The sequence below is a fragment of the Acetivibrio clariflavus DSM 19732 genome, assembly GCF_000237085.1.
Lineage (GTDB): Bacteria > Bacillota > Clostridia > Acetivibrionales > Acetivibrionaceae > Acetivibrio > Acetivibrio clariflavus.
The window spans coordinates 4,327,501-4,345,950 of sequence record NC_016627.1 but is presented as its reverse complement, the minus strand read 5'-3'; the positions used below and the strand labels follow the sequence as shown (position 1 = coordinate 4,345,950).

20 protein-coding genes and 1 pseudogene are annotated in these 18,450 nt (G+C 44.8%); all 21 read left to right on the top strand.

Annotation, left to right across the window (positions count from 1 at the left end):
* Positions 1 to 19 precede the first annotated feature (19 nt).
* Entirely contained in the window at positions 20 to 1,222 is a 1,203-nt protein-coding gene (locus CLOCL_RS18200) for a phage major capsid protein (protein WP_013297316.1), read from the top strand.
* 20 nt (positions 1,223 to 1,242) lie between these two features.
* Entirely contained in the window at positions 1,243 to 1,551 is a 309-nt protein-coding gene (locus CLOCL_RS18195; RefSeq protein ID WP_014256683.1) for a head-tail connector protein, read from the top strand.
* A gap of 107 nt (positions 1,552 to 1,658) precedes the next feature.
* A complete protein-coding gene (locus CLOCL_RS18190; protein ID WP_014256682.1) occupies positions 1,659 to 1,994 on the top strand; it encodes a head-tail adaptor protein in 336 nt (111 codons plus the stop codon).
* Between the two features lie 17 nt (positions 1,995 to 2,011).
* A complete protein-coding gene (locus CLOCL_RS18185) occupies positions 2,012 to 2,443 on the top strand; it encodes an HK97 gp10 family phage protein (protein WP_014256681.1) in 432 nt (143 codons plus the stop codon).
* Positions 2,440 to 2,784 carry a hypothetical protein gene (locus tag CLOCL_RS18180; RefSeq protein ID WP_004400082.1) on the top strand — a complete coding sequence of 115 codons (345 nt, stop codon included), beginning with the start codon at positions 2,440 to 2,442 and terminating at the stop codon, positions 2,782 to 2,784. Before CLOCL_RS18185 ends, CLOCL_RS18180 begins: the two co-directional genes overlap by 4 nt.
* A 5-nt stretch (positions 2,785 to 2,789) precedes the next feature.
* Positions 2,790 to 3,389, top strand: coding sequence for a major tail protein (locus tag CLOCL_RS18175; protein ID WP_014256680.1), 600 nt, complete (start codon positions 2,790 to 2,792; stop codon positions 3,387 to 3,389).
* Positions 3,389 to 3,772: a hypothetical protein gene (locus CLOCL_RS18170; RefSeq protein WP_014256679.1), complete on the top strand. Its 384-nt coding sequence runs from the start codon at positions 3,389 to 3,391 to the stop codon at positions 3,770 to 3,772. Before CLOCL_RS18175 ends, CLOCL_RS18170 begins: the two co-directional genes overlap by 1 nt.
* Positions 3,769 to 3,960 carry a hypothetical protein gene (locus tag CLOCL_RS18165; protein ID WP_003520671.1) on the top strand — a complete coding sequence of 64 codons (192 nt, stop codon included), beginning with the start codon at positions 3,769 to 3,771 and terminating at the stop codon, positions 3,958 to 3,960. Before CLOCL_RS18170 ends, CLOCL_RS18165 begins: the two co-directional genes overlap by 4 nt.
* A gap of 27 nt (positions 3,961 to 3,987) precedes the next feature.
* Positions 3,988 to 6,174, top strand: coding sequence for a phage tail protein (locus CLOCL_RS18160; protein WP_014256678.1), 2,187 nt, complete (start codon positions 3,988 to 3,990; stop codon positions 6,172 to 6,174).
* Positions 6,175 to 6,187: 13 nt separating this feature from the next.
* Positions 6,188 to 6,961, top strand: coding sequence for a distal tail protein Dit (locus CLOCL_RS18155; protein WP_014256677.1), 774 nt, complete (start codon positions 6,188 to 6,190; stop codon positions 6,959 to 6,961).
* Positions 6,962 to 6,965: 4 nt separating this feature from the next.
* On the top strand, positions 6,966 to 9,488 hold the full coding sequence (locus CLOCL_RS18150) for a phage tail spike protein (protein WP_014256676.1): 2,523 nt from the start codon (positions 6,966 to 6,968) through the stop codon (positions 9,486 to 9,488).
* Positions 9,489 to 9,498: 10 nt separating this feature from the next.
* Positions 9,499 to 9,693 (top strand): hypothetical protein, encoded by a 195-nt coding sequence (locus CLOCL_RS18145; RefSeq protein WP_003520677.1) that lies wholly within the window; start codon positions 9,499 to 9,501, stop codon positions 9,691 to 9,693.
* Between the two features lie 9 nt (positions 9,694 to 9,702).
* Positions 9,703 to 10,278 carry a hypothetical protein gene (locus tag CLOCL_RS18140; protein WP_014256675.1) on the top strand — a complete coding sequence of 192 codons (576 nt, stop codon included), beginning with the start codon at positions 9,703 to 9,705 and terminating at the stop codon, positions 10,276 to 10,278.
* Positions 10,275 to 12,743, top strand: coding sequence for a glycosyl hydrolase family 18 protein (locus tag CLOCL_RS18135; RefSeq protein ID WP_014256674.1), 2,469 nt, complete (start codon positions 10,275 to 10,277; stop codon positions 12,741 to 12,743). The genes CLOCL_RS18140 and CLOCL_RS18135 overlap by 4 nt, the downstream gene beginning before the upstream one ends.
* An 87-nt stretch (positions 12,744 to 12,830) precedes the next feature.
* Complete coding sequence (locus CLOCL_RS18130; protein WP_014256673.1) at positions 12,831 to 13,250, top strand: phage holin family protein; 420 nt, start codon at positions 12,831 to 12,833, stop codon at positions 13,248 to 13,250.
* Positions 13,247 to 14,251 carry an N-acetylmuramoyl-L-alanine amidase gene (locus CLOCL_RS23605; protein ID WP_014256672.1) on the top strand — a complete coding sequence of 335 codons (1,005 nt, stop codon included), beginning with the start codon at positions 13,247 to 13,249 and terminating at the stop codon, positions 14,249 to 14,251. Before CLOCL_RS18130 ends, CLOCL_RS23605 begins: the two co-directional genes overlap by 4 nt.
* Positions 14,252 to 14,304: 53 nt before the next feature.
* Positions 14,305 to 14,523, top strand: a complete 219-nt coding sequence (locus CLOCL_RS18120; RefSeq protein WP_014256671.1) for an SHOCT domain-containing protein — start codon at positions 14,305 to 14,307, stop codon at positions 14,521 to 14,523.
* Between the two features lie 61 nt (positions 14,524 to 14,584).
* The gene (locus CLOCL_RS18115; RefSeq protein ID WP_014256670.1) at positions 14,585 to 16,153 is read left to right on the top strand and encodes a recombinase family protein; all 1,569 of its coding nucleotides are present in this window, start codon (positions 14,585 to 14,587) and stop codon (positions 16,151 to 16,153) included.
* Positions 16,117 to 16,608, top strand: coding sequence for a serine integrase family protein (locus CLOCL_RS18110; protein WP_014256669.1), 492 nt, complete (start codon positions 16,117 to 16,119; stop codon positions 16,606 to 16,608). The genes CLOCL_RS18115 and CLOCL_RS18110 overlap by 37 nt, the downstream gene beginning before the upstream one ends.
* Positions 16,571 to 18,139, top strand: a complete 1,569-nt coding sequence (locus CLOCL_RS18105) for a recombinase family protein (protein ID WP_014256668.1) — start codon at positions 16,571 to 16,573, stop codon at positions 18,137 to 18,139. The genes CLOCL_RS18110 and CLOCL_RS18105 overlap by 38 nt, the downstream gene beginning before the upstream one ends.
* A gap of 76 nt (positions 18,140 to 18,215) precedes the next feature.
* A pseudogene (locus CLOCL_RS22685) lies at positions 18,216 to 18,439 on the top strand (recombinase family protein); the annotation flags it as partial.
* Positions 18,440 to 18,450: the final 11 nt, after the last annotated feature.

The window sequence follows — 18,450 nt, the reverse complement described above, 5'->3', positions numbered from 1 at the left end:
CCGTAAGGAGGATTTGATTATGAGCAAAATACTGGAACTGCGTGAAAAACGCGCTAAAGTATGGGAAGCTGCTAAAGCTTTCCTCGACAGCAAACGCGGGAACGACGGACTGCTTTCACCGGAGGATACCGCGACTTATGAAAAAATGGAAGCCGACGTTATTGCGCTGGGCAAAGAAATAGAGCGTCTTGAGCGTCAGGCTGCCATAGATTTGGAACTGTCAAAACCGTTGAATATTCCTATTACAGACAAACCCACTTCCATATCTGGCAACAATGAAAAAACCGGACGTGCCAGCGATGAGTACAGGCAGTCTTTCTGGAACATGATGCGCGGCAGGCGCAAATATGACGTACACAACGCGCTGCAGATTGGAGAGGACACCGAAGGAGGATATCTTGTTCCCGACGACTTTGAGCGTACTCTTGTGGAAGCGCTGGAGGAGGAGAATATATTTAGGCAGATTGCCAATGTTATTACCACGTCCAGCGGCGACAAGAAAATTCCTGTGGTGGCAAGCAAGGGCACTGCATCCTGGGTGGATGAGGAAGGTCAGATTCCGGAAAGCGATGACTCCTTTGCACAGGTATCCATCGGCGCATATAAGCTGGCTACTATGATCAAGGTGTCAGAGGAACTGTTAAACGACAGTGTATTCAACCTTGAACAGTATATAGCCAAAGAGTTCGCCCGCCGAATCGGAGCAAAAGAGGAGGAAGCATTCTTTATCGGCGACGGCTCTGGCAAGCCAACCGGTATTTTGGCAGATAACGGCGGTGGCGAAATAGGAGTAACCGCGGCAAGCGCGACAGCCATTACCCTTGACGAGATCATGGACTTGTTCTACAGCCTAAAGTCTCCGTACCGCAGGAACGCTGTATTCATTATGAACGATTCGACAATTAAAGCTATAAGGAAACTTAAAGACAACAACGGTCAGTATCTCTGGCAGCCTTCTGTAACTGCTGGAACACCGGACACTATCCTCAATCGTCCAGTTAAGACGTCTGCATTCATGCCTGCCATTGCCGCTGGAGCAAAGACAATTGTATTTGGTGATTTTTCCTACTACTGGGTGGCAGACCGTCAGGGCAGGGTTTTTAAGCGGCTCAATGAGCTGTATGCTGCTACCGGACAGGTAGGATTCATGGCAACCCAGCGTGTAGATGGCAAGCTGGTACTGTCTGAAGCAGTCAAGATACTGCAGCAGAAATCAGCTTAATGAAAACGGAGGGCAGCGGCATGGAGCTTTTGGAGAAGGTTAAAGCAAACCTCATATTGCAGCACAGCGAAGATGACGCACTTTTACAAGAGTATATCAAAGCCGCAGTGGCCTATGCGGAAAGTTACCAGAAAAAGCCGGAAGGATATTATGCCGAAAACCCCATGCCGCCTACTACTGAGCAGGCTGTCATTATGCTGTCGAGCCATTTTTATGAAAGCAGGGATGGCTCGACGGCTGGCTTTTTCGGGGATAGCGTGCAGGCAGGACAGCAGGTATGGAATACGGTAAATATGCTGCTGCGGCTTGACCGGGATTGGAAGATATAGGGGCCCCCGCAAAGTCATCCGACTTTGTGGGGAGAGGACGAACAACGGAATGAATGAGCTTTTCGCGCTTGCGCGGAAACGAATGATATGGAGTTTGTGAGGACGATATGGGCTTTGGGAAAATGAACACCTTTGTGGACATCATCTCAACCAAGCCGGTTAAGGATAGCGAGGGTTTTACTGAAAAAGGTGATGTCATCCTTGCTTCGGTAAGGGCATACAAGGAAGATAGGCATGGCAGTGAAAAATGGGCAAACAGGGCGGCGTTTTCGCAAGCGTCTGCCCTGTTTCGCTTCCGTAGGATACCTAACCTGGAAGTTACCACAGATCTTGTACTCGTTTGCAGCGATGGCCGGTACAACATTATCAGTGTTGAGGACGTAAAAGGACGCGGAATGTATATTGAGGTGCTTGCGGAAAAGGTGAAATCAAGCAAAGCATAAGAGGAGGGGGCTGCAACGTGGCTAAGGTGGAAGTTAAAATGCCGGAAGAGTTCTTGCTCAAGTTATCCAGACTTGGAGAAAGGACAGACGAAATCATACCTAAGGTGCTGGAAGCAGGCGGGGAAGTGGTTCTTTCAAAAGTGAAGTCCAATCTTCAGTCAGTTATCGGGAGCGGCACTAAATATCCGTCCAGAGCAACCGGTGAATTGGTAAATGCTTTGGGACTCTCTCCTGCCAAACAGGACAGGGATGGAAACCACAACATAAAAATCGGCTTTACTGAACCAAGGAAGGATGGGGAAAGCAATGCGAAGATTGCTAATATTATTGAGTATGGCAAGTCCGGCCAGCCTCCAAGGCCCTTTTTGAAACCGGCAAAATCAGCTACAAGGAAGTCCTGCATCGAAGCAATGAAGTCAAGACTGGAACAGGAGCTGGGTCGTATATGAGCATATTGTCAGAATTAAACTCGTTATTGGATGGTTTGGGTATCCCCATTGAAACCGGGGTATTTAGCGGTGTACCGCCAGATGAGTACCTTGTCATTACTCCGATGACAGATACATTTGAAGTTTTTGCAGACAACCAGCCTCAGGTAGAAACCCAGGAGGTAAGGTTGTCTTTATTTATAAAGGGAAACTACACTGCCCGTAAAAACGAAATAGTGAACACATTGCTTCAAGCAGGCTTTACCATTACCGACAGGCGGTATATAGGCCATGAGGACGATACCGGCTATCACCACTATGCCATTGATGTGGCAAAAGAATATGAAGTAAAGGAGGAATGAAAAACATGGCCACAATCGGACTGGACAGGTTATATTATGCCAAAATAACTGAGAATGAAAACGGAGAAGAGACATACGCCACGCCTGTTCCGCTGGCTAAGGCTATTACGGCAGAACTTTCTGTGGAGCTGGCAGAGGCGACACTTTATGCCGATGACGGGGCGGCAGAAGTGGTCAAGGAATTTCAAAGCGGCACACTGACTCTTGGTGTTGCAGATATCGGAGTAGACGCTGCTGAGGTTTTGACGGGAGCCACTCTTGATGACAATAAGGTGCTGATTTCTGCCAGTGAGGATGGAGGCGCACCTGTGGCAATCGGCTTTAGAGCCAAGAAAGCTAACGGCAAGTACAGGTATTTTTGGCTTTACAGGGTTAAATTCGGAATCCCGGCTACAAATCTCCAAACGAAAGGCGACAGCATTACCTTTTCGACACCCACCATTGAAGGGACAGTCATGAGACGTAACAAACCAGATGGCCAGGGAAAGCACCCTTGGAAGGCAGAGGTCAGCGAAGACGATCCCGGTGTATCGCCTGAAACCATTACAGGCTGGTATACGGAAGTTTATGAGCCGGTATTTGCTGTGGGAGGAGGCAGCGAATAATGCAGGATAATGACAGAAGCGCAATTATCAAAATCGGCGATGAAGAATATCAGCTTATTCTAACCACTAAAGCGACAAAGGAGATTGCAAAAAGGTACGGCGGTCTTGAAAACCTCGGCACGAAACTGATGAAAACCGAGAACTTCGAGATGGCTCTTGACGAAGTGGTATGGCTGATTACACTGCTGGCTAACCAGAGCATTTTGATACACAACCTCAAAAATCAAGAAAAGCGTGAACTCCTTACCGAAGAGACAGTGGAACTTCTCACATCTCCTTTGGAACTGGCAGCATATAAAAACGCTATTATGGAAGCAATGTTCAAGGGTACCAAAAGAAATGTTGAAAGTGAGGATGACTTAAAAAACACACCGGCCGAGTGAGCGATGAGGAATTGTTCACTCGGCTTTTATATTACGGCACTGTCCAGCTCAACCGTTCAGAGGATGAAGTTTGGCTAATGCCTATTGGGTACCTGCTTGATTTATGGGAGTGCCATAAGCAGTTTTTAGGGCTGGCGAAACCAAAGCGTATGCTTACCATTGATGACGTGATACCTTACGGAATTTAAAAATTTTGCAGGAAAGGAGGCGGTTATGTGGCAGACAATTTTGGCCTGAAGATCGGGATTGAAGGCGAAAAGGAATTTAAAAACGCCATTCGTGAGATCAATCAAAGTTTTAAGGTACTGGGTAGCGAAATGAACCTGGTCGTATCTCAGTTCGACAAGCAGGATAAGTCAGTTGAAGCTGTTACTGCAAGAAACAAGGTGCTTAACAAAGAGATCGAATTGCAGAAAGAAAAAATAGCTACTTTGGAGAAAGCCCTTGCCAATGCCGCCTCATCTTTCGGAGAAACCGACAGACGTACTCAGTCGTGGCAAATACAGCTTAATAATGCAAAAGCCGAACTGAACAAAATGGAGCGCGAGCTCGAACAGTCTGCTGAAAGTGCAGACGAGCTTGGGGACGAATTGAAGGAAAGTGGAGACAACGCCGAAAAATCCAGCTTGAAATTTGAGAAGCTGGGCAGCGTTCTTAAAGGTGTTGGCGCGGCTATGGGTGCTGCAGCGGCCGCAGCGGGCGCGGCTGCCATCAAGCTGGGAAAAGAGGTCGTGGAGCAGTTTGGTGAGCTTGAGCAGAACCTTGGCGGTTCTGAAGCTGTGTTTGGCGAATATGCTGCACGTATCCAAAAAACGGGAGAAGAAGCCTACAAGAATCTGGGCTTGTCTCAATCCGAGTATCTTGCCACCGCCAACAAAATGGGCGCATTGTTTCAGGGTGCTGGTGTCGATCAGCAAAAAAGTCTGGAGCTTACTGAGAAGGCCATGCAACGGGCGGCAGATATGGCTTCGGTTATGGGTATTGACATGCAGACTGCCATGGAATCCATCGCTGGCGCAGCCAAGGGTAACTTTACCATGATGGATAATCTGGGTGTCGCCATGAACGCCACTACCATTGAAGCTTATGCTCTTGCAAAAGGACTGGACTTTGCATGGAATAGCGCAACCAATGCCGAAAAGGCCGAGATTGCCATGCAGATGTTTTTTGAAAAAACCGAACAGTATGCTGGCAACTTCGCAAGAGAGTCTACCCAGACCATCAGCGGTTCCATTGGTCTTTTACAAGCCTCTCTAAGTTCGTTTATAGCAGGACTTGGCAATGCGAACGCTGATATGACGAACCTAACACAAAATCTTGTGGATGCCTTTCAGGCTGTAGTTAAAAATATCGTACCGGTTTTGGAAAATATAGTGGCTGCTCTGCCGGAGGCAACCGGTGCGATTATCTCAGCAGTCAAAGATCTGCTTCCCGTGCTGTTGCAAACTGTAACTGAATTGTTCTCTCAGGTGCTTCAAACTCTCTTGAGCCTGCTGCCGGAGCTGATTCCAGCAGCAGTAGATGCGGTCATGACCATTGCAGGTGCACTCATTGATAACCTGCCTTTACTCATTGATGCAGCGGTGCAGCTAATCACAGCGTTGGTAATGGGGCTTGGAGAAGCATTACCTGAGCTAATTCCAGCAGCGGTTCAAGCAGTGATCACCATTGTGCAAGGGCTGCTGGATAATATGGACAAAATCCTTGAAGCTGCTTTTACATTGATTCAGGGACTGGCGCAGGGACTTTTAAATGCATTGCCAGAACTAATTGAAGCACTGCCGAGGATAATTACAACAATCATTGACTTTGTGACGAACAATATGCCGAAGATCATAGAATTGGGAATTACGCTTATCGTACAGCTTGCTGCCGGGCTTGTGAAAGCCATTCCAGAACTAGTAAAGTCTTTACCTCAGATTGTTGCGGCTATTATAGAAGGCTTGGGCAAGGCGGTTGTTTCAGTGGTTGAGATTGGTAAGAACATTGTAAAAGGCATCTGGGAAGGTATTAAAAGCCTTGGTAGCTGGATTAAGGATAAGGTTTCCGGTTTCTTTTCCGGTATTGTTGATGGAGTAAAGAATTTTCTTGGAATCAGATCTCCGTCCACTGTTTTTGAAGGCATTGGCGGCAATATGGCACTGGGTATTGGTGAGGGATTTGACAAGGCTATGGCCAGAGTGGCAGACGATATGCAAAATGCAGTGCCGACAGATTTTAATATATCTCCTGATATTAATGTAAGTGGAAGAGGTGAATTTAGCGGTTTAGCTTCTGGGCCGCTTGTTGTGGTGCAGCAGATGATTGTTCGTGGTGAAGAAGACATACGTAGGATTTCACAGGAGTTATATAACCTGATGCAGACAGGTTCAAGGGCGCAGGGACGTTTTATAACAGCGTAATGGAGGGAAGCATATGGGATTTATCTACAATGGAATATCGTCGCAAAGTATGAAAATACGAGCAAGACTTACTAAATGGCAGGTCTCCCCTGCCCTGCGCAATTCCTTTGAAACTGTGCCGGGCAAAGCAGGTATTGCAGATTTTGGCTGCGATATATCAGAACGAAACATAATAATTAGCTGTAGTGTGCTTCCCCAGCGCAGTTTTGCCGATCTTGTATCGGTTCTTGATAATGTTGCTGAATGGTTAAATCCGGAAAACGGTCTTAAACAACTTGTTCTAGATGATTTGCCCGACCGATATTTCATGGCTCGCTTATCAGAAGCGGTTGACTGTGAGCGGATATTGCGGACAGCGGGCAGCTTTGAACTTCGGTTTGTTTGTCCCGACCCGTATGTTTACGCGTTGGAAGATGAGATATTTGTTCTTTCTGAAACAGGTCTGCATGAATTGGAGAGGGTTAAAGGAAATGCGGATTCCAATCCGGTTTATCTCTTGAAGGGTTTGATATCAACGTCCTCATCAAGCTATATTTCGCTTATTACAAACGGCGAGGAATTGCTAATTGTTGGCTCATTATCTGAAGGTGAAACTCTGATTGTCGACTCCGGCATGGTAACAGCTAAGGTTATTGATGAAACAGGCCGAACCTTGAGAAATGGTCTTCCCAGCCTGCAGGATCTGAATTTTCCAATTCTCAGGAAAGGTGTTAATCATATTGAGATTGCCGCAGAAAACGCGACCTTTACTGAGTTAAAAATACAGGCAAAAAGCAGATGGAGGTGATAACATGGCGATAAAATCAATTCTAACGAGCCAAGAGGATTTTACCGGTGAGTTTCCTGTAACATCAAGGACGTCTGCTTTATGGCGATTTAATGAAAAAACACCAGACGAAAATCTTCAGCTTATGGATTCATCGGGACATGGCAGACATTTTACCATCTCCGGCTGGTCAGGTACATCAGCAAACCTTATTGCTGGAAGATTCGGAAGATACTTTAGGCAAAATATTGTTAATCCGACTTCTGAAAAGACCCATCTTATAGCAGAAAATGATGGGAGTTTCTTTAGCAATCTGGGCGAAAAGATTGTTGTAGGCGGTTGGATTAATCCTACCACCTATTCGGTCGGCCAGACATATATACCCATATTCAATACCCGCCAAGGACCTGGTCAGCCAATTCTTTATGTTTCACTTTATCAAGGAAGACTTAGGCTGATGTTGTATAACTCCTCCGGCACACTAATCTACGACCAGAGTGAAACAGCTACCATTACCTTAAAAAACGGCGGCTGGTATTTTATCGCCTCCATCATTGAAGTAAGCAACAAAAAGGTACAGAACATCATATGCGATCGCAGCGACGGGGCAACCTGGGTGTCGCCTGTGCGTTCCTTTTCGGGAGAGCTGAATCGGGAATGTATAGCAGACATTATTATGGGGATGCATGCAAATACCTACTACTATGCCGGAGGCTTCGACGACTGGTTTCTGGAAACGGACTCACAGCTTACAGCTGATGATTTGCTGTTATATTTTAAGTCGTCTTTACATGCAAACGGTGGGGATGCGGCTTCGGATGTAGATGCTTTGGCAGAGCCTGGCACAGTCACCCTCAAAGCAACAGATGGCGAGTATCCTGCAAGTGGCGTACTTTATACAAGGGCGGTTCCATGTGCTTTATCAGGCAGCGGTCGTGTAGCTGTCACAAGCGAATATACTGCAGGTGTTACTTCAGTGTCTCTAGTAGAGACCAGCACAAGCGATGATCTTGAAGAATGGTCTGCATGGCAGGCTGTGGGAACCAGCGGTGAACTTCAATCGCCAAATCGGCAATATATAAGGTTCCGTGTTACCCTTACCAGCAGCGATCCGTTGAAGACGCCAAAACTTCTGGAAATACAGCTTCATGATATACCGAAAGCGCCCTATGAGAAATTAGGCTTTGCCCGTCCTGTGATTTTGGACAAAAACGGAGCATGGGAAGCTGTTCTTGAAAATGCCTTTGATATCATTGTCACTGGTGAGGTGAACGGCGCGGATACGCTGGAATTCAAGCTTCCGTTCCATGATCCAAAAAGAAGTACACTGGAAAATGAAAAACAAGTGCAAATCGTAAATGACATTTACCGGATCCGAACCTTAACGGACAATAAAAGCGAAGATGGGCGTGTTATTACGCAAGTATATGCTGAAGCGGTATTTTACGATCTGTCTTTCAGTGCGGAAAAAGAACCTAGAGAATTCAATGCAGATACTGCAGATGTTCCGATGCAATATGCACTTTTGGGTACAGGTTGGACAGTAGGAAATGTTACTGTCACTACGAAACGGACATGGCAGTGTACAGAAAAAAATGCCTTATCCATCCTTCGCACCGTACAGAATATTTATGGCGGCGATCTGGTGTTTGACAGCGCCAACCGCCAGGTACACCTTTTGACTTTTAGTGGTACTGATAGCGGAGCGCTTTTTTCATATAGAAAGAATTTGAAAAGTATTCAACGGGTAGTCGATACACGCGAATTAGTGACAAGGCTCTATGCTTATGGAAAGGACGGATTGACCTTCGCTTCAATTAATGGAGGTAAGGAATACGTGGAAGATTACACTTTTTCCAGTGAAGTGAGGGTGTCGACGCTTGATTGTTCGTCGTTTACAAATCCGTATCAGATGCTGGAATATGCAAAAATGCGGCTTGCAGAATATTCGAAGCCTCGCGTTTCTTATGTACTGTCTGCAATGGATTTATCTGCGCTAACCGGTTATGAGCACGAAGAATGGAAACTGGGTGATATTGTTACAGTGGACGATAAAGAACTAGGCCTTTTGGTAAAGACTCGTGTTGTGAGAAGGCAGTATAACTTGCAGGAGCCATGGAAAACAGTGATTGAGCTTTCAACTAAACTGCGGGAACTCGGCGATTCTTCAGCACAGTGGGACAAGGCAGCAGATGCGCTGTCCTCAGCAGAGTTGGTAAACCGTCAGGAAATTAAAGATATGGTACCATTCAACCATCTGCGCAATTCCAGAGCGGATGATGGTTTTGCCTACTGGGTCAATTCCGGTTTTGAAGTGGATACTGAGAATGGTGTTTCGGGAACTGCTTCCTTCAAAGCTGTTGGTGTACCTGGTATGACAAAGAGTCTGTCACAGACGGTATACCCAGCAACACGTAAAAGTTATACATTTTCAGCGCAGATTGCTTCCGAAAACCTTGAAAAGGGCGAAAACGGCCAAGTTGGTGTTGAGATAGTCATTGAATACGAGGACGGTACAACAGAAACAAGATTTATAGACCTGATTTGAGGGTGATGATATGGCATATTTCAATCAGATTGCACACAGTATTTCTCCCAAAAGTATCAGCAGAGTCAAATCTATCACCATCAGGCTGTGCGTCACTGACTGCACCGGCACAGTGTACTTTACAGACTTATTGCTTCAGGGCGGTTCGGTTTCCACTGGATGGATCGGGCATGTATGCGAAATTCAGTGGACATTAGACGGGTAGGTGAAATGGATGCAGTTTTCAAGATTTACAGAAACCATACAACTAAAAAGCAATAAACATGTGGTGGGCGTTACTGTGATACTCAAGATTTCCGACTGTACCGGAATAATCTTTTTCACCGACCTGCAGCTTCAGGATGGAGATCAGTTGACAGGCTATACCGTCCACACGAGCAAAATGCTAACGAAAATGCAGGAAAACGGGCAGCCAGTTCCGCCCCGGCATTATAACGGTGTGGTGCGAACAACGGAGACTGTAATTTTATTCAACCTGGGTAAAACTTCTGCTGGTCTTGACTGCTATATCTATCCTATACAGGATATGGCCGCAGGAAGTATTGAAATATCCCAAGATATGGGCGCGCATAAGGTAAGGTTTCTTGATTCGGTTAACGCAGGCGATGAGCTGATACTCAAGGCTTCCACCCGCCAATGCCTAAAAAACGGAAGTCAGACTCCTAAGGATGGGTTTTATCAATATTCTGCGGCATGGGACAGCAAACATACAGTGAAACTGGAAGAGAGAAAATCGGCGCGGGTGCTCTTTGAATTTCAGGAGATGCAGGAAGGCGGTGACCGGTTATGAGGGATTTCTTAAAAGGCAAACGTTGCATGGTGTGGAGTTTTATGGGTAATGCCCGAATGTATGAAGCACTTAGAGACTACGGCGACCGCTTTGATACGGTAGGCATTTTTACTTTTGAGGTTGACGCAACAGGCACAATTACTGAAACCGGTACCAGCATCAGCAGCATGCTTCCGTATATTCAGAAATGGCCGCACATTAAGTGGCTGCTCACTATTATGAATCATGGAATAGCCAATATTTTTACTGCACTTCGCAACAACGAAAACGGTGCAAAGGATAAGTTTCTCACTGAAATCATCCGGATCATGAACAAGTACCCGTGGTGCGCCGGGGTGGATATTGACCTGGAGCGCGGCGGCGGATATGAAAACAAGGATGCGGCGAATGCACTATTTAGGGATATATATAATACCGTAAAGTCATATGACGCTACAAAGCTTGTTAATATCTGCCTGCCGGGTATGACCGGTGTGCAAGGCTCGGTGGGCGGTGAAAACTGGTGTGTTTATGCCGATCTTAACGACTATTGCGATACCGCCGCCATCATGAGCTATGGCATGGCATGGGCGGGCTCTGCTCCCGGCCCAGTATCTCCCCGGGATTGGCTTGAGGGCATATATGATTATGCTATTTCCGTTATGTCACCCGATAAGATATTCATGGGGTTGCCTGCTTATGGCTGGAACTGGAGGATTCATGATACACCTGAAAACCTTGGAATAACCTATCGAGGGGTGTCTAATACCTACTATGCGGCAAAATACTGGATGACTGGGGTTTACAATTTCACAGGCGATGCACCGCCCCAGCCGTTTATTCCAATTGTGGCTTACTGGGATGACTATAACAAAGTACCTTGGGCTCTTCCTCATGTATATGACTATATGGAAGGGTGGGATGCTATATCCTGGGAATATCCGCTGCTAAAAGGGGTTTATAACAGGCGAAGATATTTGACAAGCTATGGCAAGGAGCAGAAAGCGGAGTTCGGAACCATTTATATTGACAGGAACGGAGTTCCGGATGAATACGAAGGAAATGTCATTATTACTGATGAGATGGCCTCACTTGGAGATGACCAGGCGTCAGCAGAGTACCGTTTTGAGATAAGAGAAGCGGGATATTACGATATTGCAGTACAGCTTTGCTTTCCTTACTGGGACAAAAATGCGATTATCGTTTCCCTTGATGGTGAATCAAAGACTTTCAGCGAGAACCGTTTATGGTGGCCATACTGGAGAAGAGTTTGCTGGTTGACACTTGCAAAAGGTGTATTTCTCCAAGAGGGAACGCATGCTGTCAGCATAAGCGGTGGTGTGCCGGGAGTCCAGTTTTACGGTTTTAGGGTTTGCAGTGGATTTTCGGAGTATCCCTTTGCCGGTGAAGCCAGCTTTATGCTCTCTCCTCGTCGGTTCAAGGATGTAAATGGTGTGATGGTTGAGCCGGATCGAGGTTTTAAACTGACATTTGAAATGTTGCGAAGAAAACCCGACTCGGCGCTTATTTGGTATGAAGATTTTCGGGACAGGAACATCCTGCCTGAAAATTACTGGACTGTGTTGGACGGCGAATGGGATGTTTGGCAAGAGCCAGACAGCACAGAAAGTCGCCCATATTCCCAGCTCGAGGGATATGGCAAACTTGCATGGAAATACGACGGATTTTCCGATATCCATATCCGGGCAAGGCTGGCTTTCCCTCAAAATAGCAGTGGACGGGCTGGGGTGTTCCTTGGGGATATTTTCTGCTGCTTAAATTATGACACGCAAAGAGTCGAGCTTTATCAAGGTAATTCCTTGCTTGGCAGCTATTCCACCAGTTTCTCAAAAACTGCAGATGCCGATCTTCGTGCTAATCCGAATATGTATACTATAGAGATGCGAAAACGCGGCAATAAGGTAAGAGTATATTCAGGTGCAGCTTCAACCCTGCGTTTCACAGTGAATGTAAACGGTGGTAGTGGTTATGCAGGGTACTGCTCGGACAACCGGACGGTATGCGAGCTACTGAGACTGGGCGATGCATGGGTATATGAACCATACGAGCGTTTTGATGTGGAACTTCCGGATGGAAATATAACCAGCTTTGGCAGGCTTGCTCGCACTGGTGTCACGTGGGATGATGAATTTCAGGTGTTTTCAGTAAATAGCGATGTGGAGGAATCGGCAACTCGCAATGAGGACATTTCGATGGACTATGATTTTTTCCACTCGCAGCTTTTGACGCTTTCCTGCGGTAATGACTATGAAGTAAAAATTATACCAAAAGACATCAATATCTGGATATCCCGTCTCTTCCTCGGAGATGCGGATGGTTTTTCTATTCTGTATTATCAGGATGTGGACAGCCTTGTTTACTGGGCAAACGAAGCGGCTTATCGATGGAAATTGCGAGGTATAGCCATCTGGTCGCTTGGGCAGGAGGATATGCGGCTGTGGGAGGCGCTTCCGAAGCAAATATAGGTTAAAAGTTTTATATATTCAGCGCTTTGCTTTAAGGCAGGGCGCTTTTTTATATGCAAAACTCAAGTTGAACGGAGGTTTAAGACTATGAAAACAGTATGGAACTGGGTACAGGCGGTTTTTACTGCTATTGGTGGATTTCTTGGCTGGTTTCTTGGAGGGCTGGATGGATTTTTATATGCGCTCATCGCTTTTGTGGCCATTGACTATGTGACCGGCGTGATGTGTGCCATTGTAGACAAAAAGCTTTCGAGTGAAGTCGGGGCCAAGGGCATCTTTAAGAAAGTGCTTATATTTGTACTTGTGGGTGTGGGACACATAATCGACAGCCAGGTGCTCGGCAACGGCGGGGCAATCCGGACAGCGGTGATTTTCTTTTACCTGAGTAACGAGGGAATTTCAATTCTTGAGAATGCAGCACATATAGGACTGCCCATTCCTGAAAAGCTGAAGAACGCATTGGAACAACTGCATGGCCACTCAAATGAGGAGGATGAAAAGAAATGAAGCTGTACACGAAGTACATGACGCGAAACGATTGCTATACAGCTGGTCGAAAAATCACGCCTAAAGGAATCATGGTACATTCGACAGCTGTGCCGGGTGTAATGGCGGCTGAGTGGTTTTCCCGTTGGAACAAATCTTACAAGGCCGGCGAAATAAATAGGCAGGTATGTGTTCACGCTTTTGTAGACGATAAAGAGGTTTGGCAGTATCTCCCTTGGGATCATCGCGGGTGGCATGCGGGAGGAGCAGCCAACAATACCCATATTGGCTTTGAAATCTGTGAGCCTGCTGGGTTTTCGTATAAATCCGGGTCGGTAATGGTGGGTTATGATGCAGCAAAGCAGGAAGATTATTTCCGCAAAGCATGGCAGAACGCCGTTGAACTCTGCGTTATGCTCTGCAAGAAGTACGGCCTTAATGAGAATGACATCATCTGCCACTCCGAAGGATACAAGCTCGGTATTGCCAGCAACCATGCTGAGGTGATGCACTGGTTTCCCAAGCATGGGGAGAATATGGACACTTTCCGTAAAGCAGTAAAAAAAGCGCTGGAGAACAGTACAGATATCAATACTGATATTGGAATTGGAGATATGGTGGAGTTTAAGGTCAGTGTAAAGAATTACTACCCCGGCAGTGTGGAAGTTCCAACGTGGGTTAAAAATGACTATTACCACAGGGTCACACAAACTTTATACAAAGGCAAGCCGGTCATAAAAGGCGGCAAAGAATGTGTTTTGCTTGGCAAAAAGGTTAAGAAATCCGGCGGTCAAGAGATTGCAGGCATAAACACTTGGGTAGCAAAAGAAAACCTTGTAATTGTAAACAGCATTCCTGATAACAAGGGCAATAGAACCTATACAGTGCAAAAAGGCGACACCTTATGGAGAATAGCAGAAAAAGAACTCGGTAGAGGAACAAGATATCCGGAGATTAAGAAACTCAATGGCCTGACTTCAGATACTATTTACCCCGGACAAGTTCTCAAATTGCCGGAATAACGATAAAGGACAGCCAATCGCGGCTGTCCTAAGTTTTTATAGGAGGTGCTTGAATGATAGAGGGGGCTAATCATTTACCATATAACCCGCAGGAAACGAAATATTCAAAGATAACACAGGAGGAAATTCAAAGAGAGGTTGATTACTGGCGGGCATATAAAATCCTGCAAAAGATGCTTAAGGCGGGACTGATTTCAGAAGAAGAATTCAACAAAATCGACAAATTGAACCGCAAAACTTTCTCTCCGATGTACGCACAGCTTATGGCCTAATTAGCTTGCTATTAGCGGCACACAGAGGTAACATGTCACATGCCCAAAGGAGGTGAAAACAGTGAGAAAGGTAACAAGGATTGATGGAAACAATGCTCTCCAAGCTTTCAAGCCAAAGGTGAGGGTAGCGGCTTATTGCAGGGTTTCAACAGACAGTGATGAACAAATGGCAAGCCTGGAAGCACAAAAAGACCATTATGAATCCTATATAAAAGCAAATCCTGATTGGGAATTTGCAGGGATTTACTATGATGAAGGCATATCAGGCACAAAAAAGGAGAACCGAACTGGACTTTTAAGGCTGCTTGCAGATTGTGAAAACAAGAAAATTGACTTTATTATAACCAAGTCAGTCAGCAGATTTGCCAGAAACACAACCGACTGTATTGAGATGGTGAGAAAACTTACCGATCTCGGTGTTTTCATCTATTTCGAGAAAGAGAATATAAACACGCAGCGCATGGATGGCGAATTAGTGCTGACAATTCTGAGCAGCCTTGCGGAAAACGAATCCTTATCCATTGCTGAAAATAGTAAGTGGTCTATCAGGCGCAGATTTCAAAACGGAACATACAAGATTTCATACCCTCCCTATGGTTACGATTATGTGGATGGAAAGCTATTTATCAATAAAGAACAAGCTGAAATCGTAAAGCGGATTTTTTCTGAGGCATTGGCCGGTAAAGGCACACAGAAAATTGCAGATGGGTTAAATTCGGATAAAATCCCAACAAAGAGAGGTTCACATTGGACAGCGACCACTATCCGCGGTATTCTTAACAATGAAAAATATACCGGGGATGTCCTTCTGCAAAAAACCTATACAGATGAGAATTTTAAGCGGCATTATAATCATGGGGAAAAAGATCAATACATGATAAAAGATCATCATGAAGCCATTATATCCCATGAGGAATTTGAAGCCGTCAAAGAAATATTGAAGCAAAGAGGTAAAGAAAAAGGCGTAATCAAGGGAAGCAGTAAATATCAAAACCGCTACCCTTTCTCGGGGAAAATCAAATGCGCAGAATGTGGCAGCAGTTTAAAGCGTCGAATTCATGGCAGCGGTGACCGTAAATATATTGCATGGTGCTGCACAAAGCATATAAAGGACGCATCAAGCTGTTCCATGAAGTTTGTCAGAGAGGATGCGATCCATCAGGCCTTCGTTGTTATGATTAATAAGCTTATTTTCGGTCATAAGTTCATTCTAAGGCCATTGTTGCAAAGCTTAAAGAAGACAAATTACTCAGATAACATAACAAAGATTCAGGAGATGGAAACAAAAATCAAAGAAAATACAGAGCGAGTTCAGGTGATTATGGGACTTATGGCCAAAGGATACCTGGACCCCGCTCTTTTTAATACACAGAAAAATGAGCTGCTCAAAGAAGCAGCCATATTAAAAGAACAAAAAGAAGCCATAAAACGCGCAATCGATGGGAGTCAGACTATCCTCGTTGAGGTTGAGAAGCTTCTTAAATTTGCAACGAAAGCTGAAAAGCAGATTGATGCATTTGATAGCGATATATTTGAGAACTTTATTGAAGAAATCATTGTGTTTTCACAGGAGGAAATAGGTTTCAAAATGAAATGCGGGTTGAACTTAAGGGAAAGGTTGGTGAAATGATGAGCCATATACCTTTTGGATATAACATTCAAAACGGCAGGGCTGTCGTTAATGAAGAGGAAGCAGTTAAGATTGAGAAACTATTTGAGGCTTATCTTTCCGGGCTTTCTTTAAGCAAAGCGGCACAAAAAGCAGGTATTAAGCGTTACCACACATCTGTTGCAAGAATGCTGGCAGATAAACGGTATGTTGAGGACAAATTCTATCCGCAAATTATCAGCAAGGACACATTCGGAAAAGCACAACTGGAAAGACACAGGCGAGCTGAGGCGCTTGGCAGGATTTATGAACATAAAGGAAATGAAAAGAAATGCCTGAATTTTAAGTTTCATGCTTCAATGCCGGATAATCTATACGATGATCCATTTCAGCAGGCAGAGTATGCTTATAGTCTTATTAAGAGCGAGGTGATTTTAGATGACAACCAGGAATGTTACGGTAATTCCTGCCCGTAAGCGAATCGGGAATAGTGCAAAGGCCGAGGAATTGCCAAAGCTTCGGGTAGCAGCTTACTGTCGTGTTTCTACGGACAGCGAGGAGCAGGCAACCAGTTATGAAGCGCAAATTGAGCATTATACAAATTACATTAAAAGCAATCCAGAATGGGAGTTAGCAGGCATATTTGCAGATGAAGGTATTACCGGAACTAACACAAAAAAGCGTGAGGAATTTAACCGGATGATAGAAGAATGCATGCAGGGAAAAATCGATATGATAATCACAAAATCTATCAGCCGGTTTGCAAGAAATACGCTGGACTGCCTGAAGTACATAAGGCAGCTTAAAGAAAAAAATATTCCGGTTTACTTTGAAAAGGAAAATATAAATACATTGGATTCCAAAGGGGAAATCCTGTTGACCATTATGGCTTCTTTGGCACAGCAAGAAAGCCAATCGTTAAGCCAGAATGTAAAACTGGGTATTCAATACCGATATCAGCAAGGAAAAATCCATATCAATCATAACAGGTTTCTTGGCTATACAAAGGATAAGGATGGTAACTTAGTTATCGTACCTGAAGAAGCGGAGATCGTCAAACGCATTTACAGAGAATATCTTGAAGGTTCCAGTATGCTACAGATAGCTAGGGGTTTGGAGGCTGACGGAATTCTGACGGGTGCAGGCAATCCCAGATGGCATACCAGTACCATCAATAAGATTTTGAGAAATGAAAAATATATCGGTGATGCGCTGCTGCAGAAAACCTATACGGTAGATTTTTTATCAAAGAAAAGGGTACCCAATAATGGTATTGTTCCACAATACTATGTAGAAAACAGCCATGAGCCTATAATCCCGCGTGAAATTTTTATGCAGGTTCAGGAACAGCTTGTTAAAAGAAGATGTGTGCATATAAGTAAGAACGGAAAGAAGAGAAACTACAGCAATAATCATCCCTTATCCCAAATGGTGTTCTGCGGCAAGTGTCATGAAGTATTCCGCAGGGTTCATTGGAATAACCGAGGGAAAAAATCCATCGTTTGGAGATGCGTCAGCAGATTGGAAAACACCGGTTTGTTTTGTACCGCTTCCACTATACTTGAAGATACTCTCAAAGAGAAGATTGTAGAAGCTATCAATATAGCCGTCAGCGGGAAAAACTCTTTCCTGGCCATACTGAAAAAGAATATTGAAACCGTATTAAACGAGGATTTGGACGAGAGTACGGCAGATATTGATAAAAGGCTGGAAGAGCTTCAAGCCGAGTTGATCCAATTGGCAAATTCAAAGGAAGCATATGATAATATTGTCAATGAGATTTACCGCTTACGGGACTTAAGGCAAGAAACCCTTTCAAGAAACGCTCTCCGTCAAGATAAGCGGGATCGGATCGCTGAGATGACGGACTTCCTTAATATGCAAACCGGTGGTATTACGGAATTTGATGATAAACTGGTTAGAAAACTAATTGAAAAGGCAACTGTATATAATGACAGGCTAGTGGTAGAGTTTAAGTCAGGGTTAGAAATAGAAGTAAACCTATAAGCTCGTATTAAGATAGCCGCCAGTAGGGGAAGAGTACTTATACTATTATAAATAACTACAGGAGACATAATTGGATTACCGATTGCGGGAGCAGAAGCAAAATGCGCTGGTTAAAAATGCAGAGCGTGAAGGAAGAAGCAGCGAATAGCTGAAATGACAGACTTCTTGAATGAACAGTCCTATGAGCTGGAGGAATATGATGAGCAACTGGTAAGGCGGCTTATTGAAAAAGTTACGGTATTTGATAATAAGCTGACCGTTGAGTTTAAGTCTGGAGTAGAGATTGATGTATTAATTTAAAATGAACTTGA

Excerpts from the sequence above, each read along its gene's own strand:
- CLOCL_RS18200 (WP_013297316.1), top strand. The coding sequence starts at position 20 with ATGAGCAAAATACTGGAACTGCGTGAAAAACGCGCTAAAGTATGGGAA.
- CLOCL_RS18195 (WP_014256683.1), top strand. The coding sequence starts at position 1,243 with ATGGAGCTTTTGGAGAAGGTTAAAGCAAACCTCATATTGCAGCACAGC.
- CLOCL_RS18190 (WP_014256682.1), top strand. The coding sequence starts at position 1,659 with ATGGGCTTTGGGAAAATGAACACCTTTGTGGACATCATCTCAACCAAG.
- CLOCL_RS18180 (WP_004400082.1), top strand. The coding sequence starts at position 2,440 with ATGAGCATATTGTCAGAATTAAACTCGTTATTGGATGGTTTGGGTATC.
- CLOCL_RS18175 (WP_014256680.1), top strand. The coding sequence starts at position 2,790 with ATGGCCACAATCGGACTGGACAGGTTATATTATGCCAAAATAACTGAG.
- CLOCL_RS18170 (WP_014256679.1), top strand. The coding sequence starts at position 3,389 with ATGCAGGATAATGACAGAAGCGCAATTATCAAAATCGGCGATGAAGAA.
- CLOCL_RS18155 (WP_014256677.1), top strand. The coding sequence starts at position 6,188 with ATGGGATTTATCTACAATGGAATATCGTCGCAAAGTATGAAAATACGA.
- CLOCL_RS18150 (WP_014256676.1), top strand. The coding sequence starts at position 6,966 with ATGGCGATAAAATCAATTCTAACGAGCCAAGAGGATTTTACCGGTGAG.
- CLOCL_RS18145 (WP_003520677.1), top strand. The coding sequence starts at position 9,499 with ATGGCATATTTCAATCAGATTGCACACAGTATTTCTCCCAAAAGTATC.
- CLOCL_RS18140 (WP_014256675.1), top strand. The coding sequence starts at position 9,703 with ATGCAGTTTTCAAGATTTACAGAAACCATACAACTAAAAAGCAATAAA.
- CLOCL_RS18135 (WP_014256674.1), top strand. The coding sequence starts at position 10,275 with ATGAGGGATTTCTTAAAAGGCAAACGTTGCATGGTGTGGAGTTTTATG.
- CLOCL_RS18130 (WP_014256673.1), top strand. The coding sequence starts at position 12,831 with ATGAAAACAGTATGGAACTGGGTACAGGCGGTTTTTACTGCTATTGGT.
- CLOCL_RS23605 (WP_014256672.1), top strand. The coding sequence starts at position 13,247 with ATGAAGCTGTACACGAAGTACATGACGCGAAACGATTGCTATACAGCT.
- CLOCL_RS18120 (WP_014256671.1), top strand. The coding sequence starts at position 14,305 with ATGATAGAGGGGGCTAATCATTTACCATATAACCCGCAGGAAACGAAA.
- CLOCL_RS18110 (WP_014256669.1), top strand. The coding sequence starts at position 16,117 with ATGCGGGTTGAACTTAAGGGAAAGGTTGGTGAAATGATGAGCCATATA.
- CLOCL_RS18105 (WP_014256668.1), top strand. The coding sequence starts at position 16,571 with ATGACAACCAGGAATGTTACGGTAATTCCTGCCCGTAAGCGAATCGGG.